The organism is Acidaminococcus sp., assembly GCF_057597765.1.
The window spans coordinates 1-13,974 of sequence record NZ_DBMBXK010000016.1; the positions used below are offsets into that span (position 1 = coordinate 1).

Here is a 13,974-nt window from a genome sequence, read left to right on the forward strand (position 1 = left end):
TTTTTAACCTGGTTGTCATCCAGGTGACTCGATCTCATCACTAAAAGTGACTTGACCCGCACATCTGTCAACAATATTCAGTTTTCAGGGTTCCAACCTCGTCGCTCATCGGCGACTTGATTATAATATCATGGGATTATATTTTTGTCAACAGGATTTCTAAAAAAAGTGAAAAGGGATTGGCAGGATATACTCTGCCAATCCCTTCCATCGGCCGCTGACCATTGACAGCTGACCGCTGACAATCCAGTTACTTTTTCTCCACCTGGAATTTGAAGTTGTCGATTACAGGCCGGTGGTCTGCACCGCCTTCTTTCACATCTTCCGTCAGGAGAGCCTGGACGATAATGGCCATTTCCAGCCGTTTCTTCTGGATCTTGCACCCATAAGCATAGGGCTTTTCAATGGTCCCGTTGACCAGATCCGCATTGGCATGGCAGCCGCCGCTGCAGAAGAACCGGGCCCAGCAGGTCCGGCAGTCTTCCTTCTTCATCACATGCATGTGACGGAAGTACTGGACCATATCCTTCTTCACGATGCCTGTATCCAGGGTACCCATTTTGTATTTTTCCCGTCCCACGAACTGGTGGCAGGGGTAAATGTCCCCTTCCGGAGTAATGGCAAAATATTCATGACCGGCCCCGCAGCCTGCCAGCCGTTTGGCCACACAGGGCCCGTTGTCCAGAGCCACGTTGAAATGGAAGAAGTCAAAAGGCACTCCTGCCCGCTTCTTTTCCAGATAGGCCCGGGCCAGTTTTTCGTATTCTTTGTCCAGGGTAGACCAGTCTTCTTCTGTCAGCACCCAGGGTTCCGTGGTGCCCACTACCGGTTCCATGGAAATCTCAGATCCCACATCCAGCATAGCCAGCACGTCATCGCAGAAATGGGTGTTGTAATGGGTATAGGTCCCCCGCAGATAGTAGTTCTTCCCATGGCGGGATTCGATGACTTTTTTGAAGCCCTTCACCGCCGCATCATAGGACCCCACATGGCCGGGATAAGGCCGCATGTGATCATGGGTCTTTTTGCTGCCGTCCAGGGACAGGACCAGCATCACCCGGTTGTCGTTGAGATACTTGACGATCTCATCGGTAAGCAGGGTGCCGTTGGTGGTCAGGGTCAGTTTGATGTTCTTCCCGGTTTCCTGTTCCCGCTGGCGCACATAGTCCACAATGTATTTCACCACAGGCATGTTCATCAGAGGTTCCCCGCCGAACAGGTCCAGTTCCAGGTTGTGCCGCTGTTTGCTGCCGGCAATGGCAAATTCAATGGCCTTCCGGGCCACTTCCTTGCTCATGAGAGCCCGGTGGCCCCCAAAGTCTCCGGTGTCTGCAAAGCAGTAGCCGCAGCGCAGGTTGCAGTCGTGGGCCACATGGAGGCACAGAGATTTCAGCACCGGTTCATCAGAAAAGGTATCCGGCACCGGGAAATCCGGAGAAAACAGCAGACCGGCCTTCTGCAGGTCCTGGAGTTCCTCCAGGGCTTCGGCCACGTCTTCCGCCGGGTATTTGCCGGCAAAATGGGCTTTGGTTTCTTCCGGATTGGTGCCGTCGTAAAAGCCCAGCAGGTCATAAATCATGGCGTCGATGATATGCACGGCGCCGCTGTTCACGTCAAGGACCACATAATTGTCGTCCAGATGCATTCTATGGATCAGCAAGTTTCTATCCGCCCTTCTTATATTGCTTGTTTGGTACAAGAAAATAGCTCCCTGCGCATGCAGGGAGCTTCCGCGCATAATGGAATTATGCTTTTTCGCAAACCTGGTTGCCTACCGTGCAGGAAGTTTTGCAGGCAGACTGGCAGGATGCCGGGCATTCGCCGCAGCCGCCGGTTCTCAGGGTTTTCTTCAGCATTTCTTTATTCACAGTCTTGATTCTCTTTGCCATCATCGATTCCTCCCTATCTTCATGTTTATAATTCATTGTATCTGTTTTTCTGAAAGAACGCAAGTCTTTCAACCGTTTCTATCTTTCTTACAGATGGAATTTCGCCTTCAGTTCATAATACTTGTGGATGATCCAGTCTGTATTCACCCCTGTCTGATCAATATAGCTCTGGATCTGAGCCCGTTTCAAATCATATTGGAAGCATCCCAGGTTCTCCGGTTTGTTCTGGAACACGTTCACCCGGTGCAGCCGCATCAGATCGGTCTTGTCCGTATTCACCCCCACACGGCCGTCCACCCCGGCAATGTACCCGGCTTTTTTCACCTGGGCTGCAATGGCATCGCTGGCGGACCCGTTGGGATAAGAGAAGGTGAGTCCTTCCGGGGGATTGTAGATGCCCCGCATGTGTTCCATGGAGCTGGTCAGTTCATAGTCGATCTGTTCCGGTGTCATGGACTGGAGAGGCTTGTGGTTGAAGGTATGGGACCCCAGGGCCCACCCGTATTTCAGCAGTTCATGTTCCTGGTGCCAGTCCAGATATCCGGGCCAGCCTTCATACTTCACGGCCATGTACATGTTCCCCACAAAGCCGTATTTTTTCAGGATAGGGGCAGCGTAAGTCAGGTTGTCCAGATACCCGTCATCAAAGATCAGCACACATTCCTTGTGGAACTTCCGTCCTTCCTTCCGGCCCTTCACGTATTCCGCCAGGGTCATGGTCTTCCAGCCCTGTTCCTTCAGATATTTCATCTGTTCGTCAAACTGTTCCGGAGGCATGGTATACGGGTCGTCATGGCCCGGTTCCACCCGGTGGTAGGCAAAAATCGGCACGGTCTCTTCACAGAACCGGGGAAAATCCTGCTTCACATAAACATATCCCCCGTATCCCAGGCCGCACAAAGCCGCTACAATGGCCAAAAAAATAATCAGTTTCTTCATTGCTCCCCATCCTTCAATTTCTCTGCAATCTGTTCCAATTTCTTCAACCGGTGATTGAATCCGGATTTGCCCACATTGTCTTCCGTCAGGGCCGCCAGTTCCCCCACGGACAGATCCTGGTGATCCTTCCGGAGACGGGCCGCCTCCTGGAGAGGTTCCGGCAGGGTGCTCAGCCCCACCGTTTCTTCAATGACCCGGATGGCGTTCAGCTGCCGCACCGCCGCCTGGACCACCTTGTTCAGGTTGGCAGTTTCGCAGTTCACCTGCCGGTTCACCTTGTTCCGCATATCCTTCAGGACCCGGACATTTTCAAATTCCAGGTAGGAATTGCTGGCCCCGATCAGGGATAGGAACCCGGCAATGGCATTGCCTTCCTTCAGATACACGATGTAGGAATTCTTCCGGTCCACGATCCGGGCAGGCAGGCTGAAGCCCTTCATGATTTTCTGGATGAACTGGCCCATTTCCAGGCTGTCACAGATCAGTTCCAGATGATAGTCGCTGATGGGCTTGTTCACCGATCCCCCGGCCAGGAATACCCCCCGAAGGAAGGCCCGCTTCTCTCCTTCCTTTTTCAGCAGGGCGCTGCCTGCCTCTTCCAGAGGGGACAGGAGATGGAGCCGGCTGAGAGCCGTCCTTGCTTCGTCAGAAGGGATCACATGGACCTGATACCGGTTGTTTTTCTTCAGCCGTCGGCTCCGGGTAACGATCACTTCCGTCTGGACCGGAAAATTGTTTTTCAGCAGCCGGAGCACCCGCCGGGCCAGGGCGGCGTTTTCCGTGGTGAAGTGGATGCCCACCTTCCGGCCGCTGAGGGAAACTGCCCCGCTGATCCGCAGCAGCCCGAACAGCTCCGCTTGTTCACAGTCGTGGTTTTCTCCTTCTGACCGTGCAATTTCGTTTTTCACATCATGGGAAAAAGACATGGTCAGTTCTCCTTTTTGGCATTTTTCCGCAGTTCCTGCATGGTCTGCCGGGCAAAGAAGTAGTCGAAAAACCGGATTCCCTTGCCGAACAGCTTCAGCCGGTAGATCAGGGCGATGATGGTCTTGGCCAGCTTCAAAGGATTGTGCCGGACCAGGTCGCTGTCATTCAGCAGCTTGGCAGGCACACAGTCGATGCCCAGCTTTTCGATTTTCTCCACATCGGGAGACACCGGCATGGCCCCTTCTTTTTCGTACTTGGCCAAAATCTCCGGAGAGGCCTTCTGCTCGTTGACCACAACATAATCCAGGCACTGGCAGCCCATGTGCCTGATCAGGGCCTGGACATGCTCATAGGCCCCGTAGCCGTCGGTTTCCCCAGGCTGGGTCATCACATTGCACACGTAGATTTTCACGGCCTTGGACCGGATCACCGCATCCCGGATCCCGGGGACGATAAGGCTGGCCAGGACGCTGGTGTACAGACTGCCGGGCCCCAGGATGATGGCATCCGCCTTCATGATGGCATCCACCGCCCGCTGGGAGGCCCGGGGATTTTCCGGTTCCGTCATCAGCCGGACGATTTTGTGGGGAGAAGCGGTAATGGAGCTTTCCCCCACCACGGTACTGCCGTCGTCCATCTTTGCCTTCAGCTGGATGTTGTCCGTGGTGTTGGGCCATACATGGCCCCGCACTTTCAGGATCTCACAGGTAGCGGCAATGCCTTTTTCCATGTCCCCGCCTTCCACATCGCTCATGGCGGCGATGAACAGGTTCCCCAGATTGTGGCCGCTGAGGGCGCTGCTTTTGAACCGGTACTGCATGACTTTTTCCATCAGCGGTTCCGTATCAGACAACGCCACCAGGCAGTTCCGCATATCACCGGGAGGCAGGATCCCCAGTTCCTTCCGCAGCCGGCCGGATGATCCCCCGTCGTCGGCCGTGGTCACTACCGCCGTACAGTTGTTGGTGATCAGTTTGATACCCCGGAGCAGCACGGACAGCCCGGTGCCCCCGCCGATGACCACCACGCTGGGGCCCTTGTCCAGCTTCTGCTGGGTAAAAATCAGTTCCCGGAGGGATTCCTTTTCCCCCGGCATCACTGCATTGATGATGGTCTTCACCACATGGGTGGCCCCCAGAAGCATAAAGAGGATGCCCAGGCCTACATTGAAAGCCCCCAGGGCCGTAATGGTGGACTGGTAGTATTCGCCTCCCACAGAATTGATGAACTTCAGTACCAAGGCTTCCAACAGCCCCACGAACTGATAGTTGAAGATTAAAGTGACTCCCACACAGGCCAGCACCGCGCCCAGCGCAAAAAGGAACAGCCAGCGCTTCAGGTTCAGCCCCGGGTACAACCACTTAATCCATTTCATACGCATTCACCTATTTCTTTATTAAATCCCGATGGATGACCTGCACCCCATAGCCGCATTTTTCAATGAACCGGCCCAGAGCGTTGGCTATGAACACACTCCGGTGCCGACCCCCTGTGCAGCCCACGCCGATCATCAGCTGGCTCTTCCCTTCCTGGACATACTGGGGCAGCAGGAACTGGATCAGCCCGAACAGCTTCTCCTCAAAATCCCCGGTCACCGGTTTTTCCTGGATGTAATCCATCACCGGCTGGTCGTTGCCGCAGAGATTCTTCAGCTCCGGAATATAGAAGGGATTGGGCAGGAACCGCACATCAAAGACCATGTCGCAGTCCAGAGGAATGCCGTATTTGAATCCGAAGGACTGGACCACGATGTTCATGGGGGGCAGTTCCCCTCCCTTGCCGAAAAGCTGGACGATTTTACTGCGCAGTTCCTTGGTGCTGGTCTTGGACGTATCGATGATGGTAGTGGCCCGCTGGCGGATCTGGCTGAGGATATCCCGTTCCCGGGCAATGTCCGCACTCAGTCCGTTGCGCCCTGCCAGAGGATGGCGCCGGCGGGTTTCCTTGTACCGCCGGATCAGGGTGGCATCATCCGCATCCAGGAAGACCAGTTCATAAGGCACGCTGCTCTGGTTCAGCTGGTCCAGGACCTGGTTCAGATCCTTGAAGAATTTCCCTCCCCGGATATCCACCACCAGTGCCAGCTGGGCCCCTCCGTTCTTGTTCTGGAGGCACAGTTCAATGAATTTGGGAATAAAAGTAGGGGGAAGATTGTCCACGCAAAAATAGCCCAGATCTTCCAGGGTCCGCATTACCTGCGTCTTCCCCGCACCGGACATCCCGGTTATCAGCAACGTTCTCGCCATTTCCATCCACACCCCCTGCAAAGTTTTCAATGTTTTTATTATACAATGGAAAAAAAGTCCGTGTAAAGTCTTCCCCGGTTCTTTATACCGGTACCTCCACCTGTTCAGTCATCACCGTCCGAAGGATCCGGGCCACCCCGTTCCGGGTATTGGGCGACGTCACCACCCGGGCCGCCTGGCGCACCGGATCGCTGGCGTTCCCCATGGCCACTCCCAGGCCGGCGTGGGTGATCATGTCCAGATCATTGTCCGAATCCCCCACACAGAGGATTTCCTCTCCTTTGATCCCTTCCCGGGCTGCCAGAGCCTGGAGGGCATGCCATTTGTTGGTAGCGGGAGCAGTGACTTCCAGGAATCCTTTGGAAGAGCTGACGATTTTGATCTTCCCGGCATATTTCTCTTCCAGTTCCGGCCGCAGGGTCTTCACCTGGTCAGAAAGCACCAGCAGTTTGTGGGGAGCCTGGGACAGGTGATGGATTTCTTCCGTTTTCACTTCATAGGGCACCCGGGAAAAATGGGAATAGAACCGGGCTTCCTCACAGTCCCGAGGCACCCACAGATGGTCATCCACATAGGCCTGGATATAGATTCCCCGGCCCAGGCAGTCATCCAGAAGAGGCTGGGCCACTTCCAGAGGCAGGGGCCAGGCTCCCAGGGTCTCTCCAGTCCGGGGATCCCGGATCAGAGCCCCGTTGTAGACCACCAGAGGACGGGTAATGCCCAGTTCCCGGGCATAGGGCAGGGCCGACCGGTACATCCGTCCCGTGGCCAGGGTCACGAAATAGCCGGCAGCTACCGCGTCTTTTACCGCCGCCGCATCTTCCGGGGCAATGTTCTTTTCTTCATCCAGCAGAGTGCCATCCAGATCCATGGCAATCATTTTCAGGGACATGGGTTTCCTCCTTCTCGTTTTCCCAACAAAAAAAGGCTGCCGCTGGAATGCGACAGCCTTTCTGGCTTTTTAGGCTTCTTCGGAGAACTGGTCTTTGCCTACGCCGCAGATGGGGCAGACCCAATCTTCCGGCAGGTCTTCGAATTTGGTGCCGGGAGCAATATTGTGTTCCGGATCACCGGCAGCTTCATCATATACATAACCGCAAACGTCACAAACGTATTTTTTCATTGTTCGTATCCCCCTCAGGATTATTTGTTTTCTTCGCCCTCGATTATACCAAAGGTTCTTTCCTGTGGCAATAGGTTTTAAAGAAATTTTTAAGAAAAATTATTGGCTAATAATTTATTCTTGTTTTTCTTTTTCCAGATTCTCCCGTCCCTGTTCCAGCAGGGCCGTTTTTTCCAGCAGGCTGCCCTGGAGAAAAGCATGGACCCGTTCCGCCACCGGCCGGGTCATGGAATCCACTGCCGCCAGATCTTCCACAGAAGCCTGGCGCATAGCATCTAGGGAACCGAACCGTTTCCACAGAGCGGCCCGTCGTTTGGGCCCCAGCCCTTCCAGATGGTCCAGGACGGACACTAGGTTCCGTTTCCCCAGCCGTTTCCGGTGGTAGGTGATGGCGAACCGGTGGGCCTCATCCCGGATGTGCTGGATCAGGTGGAGGGCCGGAGACATTTTGTCCAGCAGGATACTGGTGTGGGCCCCCTCTTTGAAGATTTCTTCTTCCCGCTTGGCCAAACCGATGACGGGCACCTCCTCCGGGGTGATTCCAAGGCCCCGGATCACGGCACAGGCGGAACTCAGCTGTCCCTTGCCCCCATCGATGATGATCAGGCTGGGCAGATCTTCCAGGTCCCTGTACCGCCGGTACACCACTTCTTCCATGGATTTGAAGTCGTCCGGCTTCCCTTCTGTGGACCGGAGCTTGTACCTCCGGTAATCCTTCTTGCTGGGGGCACCGTTCCGGAACACCACCATGGAAGCTACCGTCTCCCGGCCCTGGTTGTGGGAAATATCGAAACAGTCCATCCGTTCCAGGGGCTTCTCCAGTCCCAGGGCCTTCTGGAGCTGTTCCGCCGCATCCAGGTCCGTCCCTCCAAAGGCATGGCCCCGGCGGAGCCGCTCTTCCAGGTTCTTCCGGGCATTGTTCACCGCCATGAGCACCAGGTCGTGCTTCAGTCCCCGCTGGGGCACCAGCAGGTTCACCGTTTTTTCGCACAGACCGCTGAGCCATTGGGACAGCAGGGTCCGGTCACTGTCTGCCAGATCTTCGCTCACCAGGATTTCCCGGGGCGGCCGGTGGTTTTCATGGTAGTACTGCTTCAGGAAATCTGCCAGCACTTCTCCTCCCGGCTCCCCGATTTCCTGGTCCAGGAAGAAGCTGTCACGGCCCAGGATCTTGCCGCTGCGGATGAAGAACACCTGGACACAGACCCCGCTGTCATCCATGGCCAGCCCCACCACATCCCGGTCCCCGCTTTCCGTAGTGGCTTTCTGTTTTTCCGCCAGCTTCCGGAGGCTCAGCAGGGAATCCCGGTACCGGGCCGCCGCCTCAAATTCCAGATTGTCCGAAGCCTGCTGCATTTTTGCGGTCAGATCTTTTTCCAGCTGGGACACCTTCCCGTCCAGCAGCAGCAGCACTGCATCCACCATCTGCTTGTATTCGCTGACAGGCACCTTCCCGGTACAAGGAGCCAGGCATCGGTGGAGATGGTATTGGAGACAGGGCCGTTTGGCATTCAGGTTCCGGCAGTGCCGGAGGGGAAACATGGTCCGGATCAGCTTCATGGTGTCCCGGAGAGCTCCCGCATCTGCAAAGGGACCATAGTACCGGGCCCCGTCCTTCTGCACCCGGCGCGTGAGCACCATACGGGGATAGGCCTCCCCTACGGTGATCTTCAGATAGGGATAGGTCTTGTCATCCTTCAGGTCGATGTTGTACCGGGGCCGGTACTTTTTGATCAGGTTGCATTCCAGGATCAGGGCTTCCATCTCGCTGGCGGTGACAATGGTCTCGATGGAGGCCACATGGGCGTTGATGGCCCGGACCTTGGGGGACACCTGGCTGGCCGGGCGGAAGTAGCTGCGCACCCGGTTCTTCAGGATCACCGCCTTACCCACATAGATCACCTTTCCGGAGGCGTCGTGCATGATGTAGACTCCTGGGGCGTTGGGGAGCACCGCCAGGGTCTCTTTGATGGCATCGTTCATTCCAGGACCTTCTTTACATACTGGCCGGTGTAGGATTCTGGCACTTCCGCCACCTGTTCCGGAGTCCCGGTGGCAATCACCGTACCGCCCCGGTCGCCCCCTTCCGGCCCCAGGTCGATAAGCCAGTCAGCACTTTTGATCACATCCAGGTTGTGTTCGATGACCACTACGGTGCTCCCGGCATCCACCAGCCGCTGGAGCACTTCCAGCAGCTTGTGCACATCCGCCATGTGGAGCCCGGTGGTGGGTTCATCCAAAATATACAGGGTCCGGCCGGTGTTCACCTTGGCCAGTTCCGTGGCCAGTTTCACCCGCTGGGCTTCCCCGCCGGAGAGAGTGGTGGCCGCCTGGCCCAGCCGGATGTAGCCCAGGCCCACGTCTTCCAGCACCTGGAGTTTCCGGAGGATCCGCTGCTGGTTGCTGAAGTACTGGCAGGCCTCGCTGACGGTCATGTCCAGGACTTCCGCAATGTTCTTCCCCTTGTACCGGACTTCCAAGGTATCCCGGTTGTACCGGGTGCCTTTGCACACTTCGCAGGGCACGTACACATCGGGCAGGAAGTTCATCTCGATTTTCAGCATCCCGTCCCCGTGGCAGGCTTCACACCGCCCCCCCTTCACGTTGAAGCTGAACCGGCCCGGCTTGTAGCCCCGGAGCTTGGCGTCGTTGGTGGTGCTGAACAGGGTCCGGATCAGGTCGAAGGTGCCGGTGTAGGTGGCCGGGTTGGACCGGGGAGTCCGGCCAATGGGGCTCTGGTCGATGTTGATCACCTTGTCGATATGCTGGATCCCGGTGATCCGTTCGTGGGCCAGAGGCCGTTCCCGGGCCCCCATCAGCTTCTTGGCCAGGGCCTTGTACAGGATATCGTTGATCAGGGTACTTTTGCCGCTGCCGCTGACCCCGGTAACCACTGTCAGCGTTCCCAGGGGAATGGACACATCGATGTTCTTCAGGTTGTTGGCCCGGGCTCCCTTGATGGTCAGCGTCTTCCCGCTGCCCTTCCGGCGCTGGGCCGGCACAGGGATTTTCTTCCGGCCGCTGAGGTACTGGCCGGTGACCGATTCCGGCACCTGGCTGATTTCTTCTGCCGTGCCCTGGGCCACCACATAGCCTCCGTTTTCCCCGGCCCCGGGCCCGATATCGATGATCTGGTCTGCCGCCCGCATGGTGTCTTCGTCATGTTCCACCACAATCAGGGTGTTCCCCATGTCCCGAAGGTTCTTCAGGGTTTCCAGCAGTTTGTCATTGTCCCGCTGGTGGAGGCCGATGCTGGGTTCATCCAGGATGTACAGCACCCCCACCAGTCCGGAGCCGATCTGGGTGGCCAGACGGATCCGCTGGGCTTCTCCCCCGGACAGGGTAGCCGCCGCCCGGTCCAAGGTCAGGTAATCCAGCCCCACATTGTTCAGGAAGCTGAGCCGGGCCCGGATTTCCTTCAGGATCTGTTTGGCGATAAAGGCATCCCGGTCCGAAAGCTGGAGATGGTTGAAGAAATCCAGACATTCCCGTACCGGCAGCTGGCACACCTGCTGGATGTTCTTCCCATCCACAGTGATCCCCAGGACTTCCGGACGGAGCCGGGCCCCGTGGCAGGTGGAACATTCGATGGCGGTCATGAAGGATTCGTAATCCAGCCGCTGGCTTTCGCTCATGGCGTCCTTCAGCCGCCGTTTCAGCACCGGAATGATCCCTTCAAAAGGGGTATTGTGTTCGTTGATTTCCCCCATGAGATTCTGATAGGAGAAGGTGAAGATTTCGTCCGGGATCCCTTCCAACAGCTGCTGCTGGAATTTTTTCGGCAGATCCTTCCAGCAGTTCTGGAGGGAGAAGCCCCGGCTTTTCAATACGGCTGCCAATTGACACAGGAAATAGGACTTCACATTGGAGCTTACTGCCGCAATGGCCCCCTGGTCAAAAGGTTTCGTCTTGTCCGGGATGATCAGATCCGGGTCGAATTCCATGTGCTGGCCCAGGCCCATACAATCCGGGCAGGCCCCGTAGGGGGCATTGAAGGAAAACAGCCGGGGTTCGATTTCCGGCAGGCTGATGCCGCATTCCGCACAGGCGAACTTTTCGCTGTACACATGGGTCTCTCCCCCGATTTCTTCGATGGCCACGGTGCCTTCCCCCAGCTTCAGGGCTGTCTCCAGGGAATCGGTGAGCCGGCTCCCCAGGCTGGGACGGGCCACCAGCCGGTCCACCACTACGGAAATATAATGTTTTTTCTTTTTGTCCAGCTGGATTTCCTCATCCAGGGTATAGATGTGGTCATCCACCTTCACCCGCACATAGCCGGCCCGGCGGACGGTTTCCAGGATGTTTTTGTGTTCCCCTTTCCGTCCCCACACCACCGGGGCCAGGATCATGAACTTGGTCCCTTCCGGCAGTTCCAGCACCTTGTCAGCGATCTGCTGGGGGGACTGCCGTTCGATCACCTTCCCGCATTTGGGACAGTGGGGGATCCCGATCCGGGCAAACAGCAGCCGGAGATAGTCGTAGATCTCCGTCACCGTCCCCACGGTGGACCGGGGGTTCCGGCTGGTGGTCTTCTGGTCGATGGAAATGGCCGGGGACAGCCCTCCGATATAGTCCACATCCGGTTTGTCCATCTGTCCCAGGAACTGCCGGGCGTAGGCGGACAGGCTTTCCACATACCGGCGCTGGCCTTCCGCATAGATGGTGTCAAAGGCCAGGGAGGATTTTCCGCTTCCGGACAGTCCTGTGATCACCACCAGCTTGTTCCGGGGAATCTTCAGGGAGATATTTTTCAGGTTGTGCTGCCGCGCACCCTGGATCACAATGACGTCTTCATTCATGAGCTTTTCTTTGCTCTCCTTTCAGCAGGATCAGCTGGTCCCGGTATTCCGCAGCCAGTTCAAAGTCCAGCTGTTTGGCCGCTTCCTTCATTTTCTTTTCCATGGCCCGGATCTGTTTGTCCAGTTCCCGAGGCTTCAGTTTCTTCACGGTTTTGGCCGTATATCCCTTGGCGGCGGTATCGTCCTCTTCCACCTTGGTGAGTTTGATCAGTTCCACCACTTTCTTCTGGATGGTCTTGGGCACGATGCCGTGGGCCTTGTTGAAGGCCTCCTGTTTTTCCCGTCGCCGGGCGGTTTCGCTGATGGCCCGCTCCATGGATCCGGTAATGGTGTCCGCGTACATGATCACCCGGCCGTGGGCATTCCGGGCCGCCCGGCCGATGGTCTGGATCATGGCGGTGTCGCTGCGGAGGAATCCTTCCTTGTCCGCATCCAGGATGGCCACCAGGCTCACTTCCGGCATGTCCAGCCCTTCCCGGAGCAGGTTGATGCCCACCAGCACGTCGAACTTCCCGGCCCGCAGGTCATGGATGATTTCCGCCCGTTCGATGGTGGCAATGTCCGAATGGAGGTACCGGACCCGGACCCCGGCGGTGGTAAGATATTCCGTCATGTCTTCCGCCATCTTTTTGGTCAGAGTGGTTACCAGCACCCGTTCCTTCTGGCCGGTGACCTTGTGGATTTCCCCCAGCAGGTCGTCGATCTGTCCCTTGATGGGCCGCACTTCGATCTGGGGGTCCAGAAGCCCGGTGGGCCGGATGATCTGTTCCACCACCTGGTCGGTGGTTTCCATTTCGTAAGGCCCGGGAGTGGCAGATACATAGATGATCTGCCCCCGCTGGGCCTGGAATTCGTCAAAGGTGAGAGGCCGGTTGTCAATGGCGGAAGGCAGCCGGAACCCGTACTTCACCAGCTGTTCCTTCCGGGCCCGGTCCCCGGCGTACATGGCCCGGAGCTGGGGCAGGGTCACATGGCTTTCGTCGATTACCGTAAGGAAATCCTTGGGGAAGTAGTTCACCAGGGTAAAAGGCGGTTCCCCGGGCTTCCGTCCCGTAAGGTGCCGGGAATAGTTTTCAATGCCGCTGCAGTACCCCAGCTCCTGCATCATCTCCAGGTCGTAATTGGTCCGCTGTTCCAGCCGCTGGGCTTCCAGGAGCTTGTTTTCCCCCTTCAGCACCTTCAGCCGTTCATTCAGTTCCCGGCGGATGTCTTTCCGGGCCCGTTCCAGGTTTTCATCGCTGGTTACATAATGGCTGGCCGGGAAGATGGCCACATGAGTCCGTTTGTCCACCACCTGGCCGGTGAGCACGTCGATTTCCTCCAGACTGTCCACTTCGTCCCCGAACAGTTCGATCCGGATGGCTTTTTCTCCGTAACTGGCCGGGACCACTTCGATCACATCTCCCCGGACCCGGAACTTGCCCCGCTCCAGAGACAGGTCATTCCGTTCGTAGCGGATCTTCACCAGTTTCTCCAGGATGGCATCCCGTTCCACCGTCTGGCCCACCCGCAGGGACAGGACACTGTCGTAGTAGTCCTTGGGGCCGCCCAGACCGTAGATGCAGGACACCGACGCCACTACGATCACGTCCCGCCGTTCCATCAGGGCGGAAGTGGCCGAGTGCCGCAGCTTGTCGATTTCATCGTTCATGGAAGAATCTTTTTCAATATAGGTATCCGTGGCCGGGATATAGGCTTCCGGCTGGTAGTAATCATAATAGGACACAAAGTATTCCACCGCATTGTTGGGGAAGAATTCCTTGAATTCGCTGCACAGCTGGGCCGCCAGGGTCTTGTTGTGGGCGATCACCAGGGTGGGTTTCTGGACCTTCTGGATCACCTGGGCAATGGTGTAGGTTTTCCCGGTACCGGTGGCCCCCAGCAGCACCTGGGTATGGAGCCCGTCCTCCACCCCTCTGGCCAGGGCCTCTATGGCTTCCGGCTGGTCTCCCGCCGGAGCAAAAGGAGCATGGATTTCAAATGGCATAATGGTTTCTCCTTGTTCTTTCAGTATCTCTATCATTATATCATACGGAAAAAGTACTGACTGG

Annotated in this window: 11 protein-coding genes; all 11 read right to left on the bottom strand. The window is 56.8% G+C overall.

All coding sequences use genetic code 11. The features are described 5' to 3' along the window. Positions 1-250: 250 nt before the first annotated feature. The 11 genes from scfB to uvrB all read right to left on the bottom strand — a co-directional run bounded on the left by scfB (position 251) and on the right by uvrB (position 13,910). Positions 251-1,660: a thioether cross-link-forming SCIFF peptide maturase gene (gene scfB / locus ACZOF8_RS09455; protein WP_154487776.1), complete on the bottom strand. Its 1,410-nt coding sequence runs from the start codon at positions 1,658-1,660 to the stop codon at positions 251-253. Positions 1,661-1,745: 85 nt separating this feature from the next. Then, positions 1,746-1,889: a six-cysteine ranthipeptide SCIFF gene (gene scfA / locus ACZOF8_RS09460; RefSeq protein ID WP_071142269.1), complete on the bottom strand. Its 144-nt coding sequence runs from the start codon at positions 1,887-1,889 to the stop codon at positions 1,746-1,748. 87 nt (positions 1,890-1,976) lie between these two features. Then, positions 1,977-2,828: a polysaccharide deacetylase family protein gene (locus ACZOF8_RS09465; RefSeq protein ID WP_154487775.1), complete on the bottom strand. Its 852-nt coding sequence runs from the start codon at positions 2,826-2,828 to the stop codon at positions 1,977-1,979. Beyond that, complete coding sequence (whiA, locus tag ACZOF8_RS09470; RefSeq protein ID WP_022488116.1) at positions 2,825-3,754, bottom strand: DNA-binding protein WhiA; 930 nt, start codon at positions 3,752-3,754, stop codon at positions 2,825-2,827. The genes ACZOF8_RS09465 and whiA overlap by 4 nt, the downstream gene beginning before the upstream one ends. 2 nt (positions 3,755-3,756) lie before the next feature. Further along, positions 3,757-5,130 carry a gluconeogenesis factor YvcK family protein gene (locus ACZOF8_RS09475; protein ID WP_022488117.1) on the bottom strand — a complete coding sequence of 458 codons (1,374 nt, stop codon included), beginning with the start codon at positions 5,128-5,130 and terminating at the stop codon, positions 3,757-3,759. A 10-nt stretch (positions 5,131-5,140) separates the two neighbouring features. Beyond that, complete coding sequence (gene rapZ / locus ACZOF8_RS09480) at positions 5,141-6,007, bottom strand: RNase adapter RapZ (RefSeq protein WP_022488118.1); 867 nt, start codon at positions 6,005-6,007, stop codon at positions 5,141-5,143. A gap of 76 nt (positions 6,008-6,083) precedes the next feature. Further along, on the bottom strand, positions 6,084-6,893 hold the full coding sequence (locus ACZOF8_RS09485) for a Cof-type HAD-IIB family hydrolase (protein ID WP_022488119.1): 810 nt from the start codon (positions 6,891-6,893) through the stop codon (positions 6,084-6,086). 69 nt (positions 6,894-6,962) lie between these two features. Beyond that, complete coding sequence (gene rd / locus ACZOF8_RS09490) at positions 6,963-7,124, bottom strand: rubredoxin (protein WP_012937911.1); 162 nt, start codon at positions 7,122-7,124, stop codon at positions 6,963-6,965. A 114-nt stretch (positions 7,125-7,238) separates the two neighbouring features. Then, positions 7,239-9,107: an excinuclease ABC subunit UvrC gene (gene uvrC, locus ACZOF8_RS09495; RefSeq protein ID WP_302157257.1), complete on the bottom strand. Its 1,869-nt coding sequence runs from the start codon at positions 9,105-9,107 to the stop codon at positions 7,239-7,241. Next, complete coding sequence (gene uvrA, locus ACZOF8_RS09500; RefSeq protein WP_288311503.1) at positions 9,104-11,923, bottom strand: excinuclease ABC subunit UvrA; 2,820 nt, start codon at positions 11,921-11,923, stop codon at positions 9,104-9,106. Before uvrA ends, uvrC begins: the two co-directional genes overlap by 4 nt. Further along, on the bottom strand, positions 11,916-13,910 hold the full coding sequence (gene uvrB, locus ACZOF8_RS09505) for an excinuclease ABC subunit UvrB (protein ID WP_487426840.1): 1,995 nt from the start codon (positions 13,908-13,910) through the stop codon (positions 11,916-11,918). The genes uvrA and uvrB overlap by 8 nt, the downstream gene beginning before the upstream one ends. Positions 13,911-13,974 lie beyond the last annotated feature (64 nt).

Coding starts and splice junctions, on each gene's coding strand:
- scfA (WP_071142269.1), bottom strand. CDS start 1,889: ATGGCAAAGAGAATCAAGACTGTGAATAAAGAAATGCTGAAGAAAACC.
- ACZOF8_RS09475 (WP_022488117.1), bottom strand. CDS start 5,130: ATGAAATGGATTAAGTGGTTGTACCCGGGGCTGAACCTGAAGCGCTGG.
- rapZ (WP_022488118.1), bottom strand. CDS start 6,007: ATGGAAATGGCGAGAACGTTGCTGATAACCGGGATGTCCGGTGCGGGG.
- ACZOF8_RS09465 (WP_154487775.1), bottom strand. CDS start 2,828: ATGAAGAAACTGATTATTTTTTTGGCCATTGTAGCGGCTTTGTGCGGC.
- whiA (WP_022488116.1), bottom strand. CDS start 3,754: ATGTCTTTTTCCCATGATGTGAAAAACGAAATTGCACGGTCAGAAGGA.
- uvrA (WP_288311503.1), bottom strand. CDS start 11,923: ATGAATGAAGACGTCATTGTGATCCAGGGTGCGCGGCAGCACAACCTG.
- ACZOF8_RS09485 (WP_022488119.1), bottom strand. CDS start 6,893: ATGTCCCTGAAAATGATTGCCATGGATCTGGATGGCACTCTGCTGGAT.
- uvrC (WP_302157257.1), bottom strand. CDS start 9,107: ATGAACGATGCCATCAAAGAGACCCTGGCGGTGCTCCCCAACGCCCCA.
- uvrB (WP_487426840.1), bottom strand. CDS start 13,910: ATGCCATTTGAAATCCATGCTCCTTTTGCTCCGGCGGGAGACCAGCCG.
- rd (WP_012937911.1), bottom strand. CDS start 7,124: ATGAAAAAATACGTTTGTGACGTTTGCGGTTATGTATATGATGAAGCT.